Origin of the sequence: Streptomyces shenzhenensis, assembly GCF_021462265.1 — a bacterium.
Taxonomy (GTDB): domain Bacteria; phylum Actinomycetota; class Actinomycetes; order Streptomycetales; family Streptomycetaceae; genus Streptomyces; species Streptomyces shenzhenensis.
On the sequence record NZ_JAJONF010000201.1, the window covers coordinates 1 to 481 of the forward strand.

The 481-nt window shown below is 68.6% G+C and carries 1 pseudogene; it reads right to left on the reverse strand.

What is annotated here, in order from left to right:
* Positions 1–481 (reverse strand): annotated as a pseudogene (locus LQ326_RS47455) (M4 family metallopeptidase); the annotation flags it as partial.

The window sequence follows — 481 nt, forward strand, 5'->3', positions numbered from 1 at the left end:
GGCCTCGTTCAGGCCGCCGGACTCGCCGCTGTAGTTGAGGCCGGCCGTGTTCGACGTGACGCCGTGGCTCATCTCGTGGCCCGCCACGTCGAGGGCGGTCAGCGGGTCCGCGTTGCCGGAGCCGTCGCCGTAGGTCATGCAGAAGCAGCTGTCGTCCCAGAAGGCGTTGACGTACGAGTTCCCGTAGTGCACGCGGGAGTAGGCGCCGACGCCGTCGTTCTTGATGCCGCTGCGCCCGAAGGTGTTCTTGTAGAAGTCCCAGGTCTCGGCGGCTCCGTAGTGCGCGTCGGCGCCCGCGGTGGCGGCGTTCGACGTGGTGCCGTCGCCCCAGGTGTTGCTCGACTGGGAGAACAGCGTGCCGGTGCCCGAGGTGCCGTGGTTCAGGTTGTACGTCTTGTGGCCGCCGCGGTCGCCGTCGGTCAGGTTGTACGTCGAGCCCGACTGGGTCGTCGACAGCGACACCGTCCCGCTGTACTGGGTG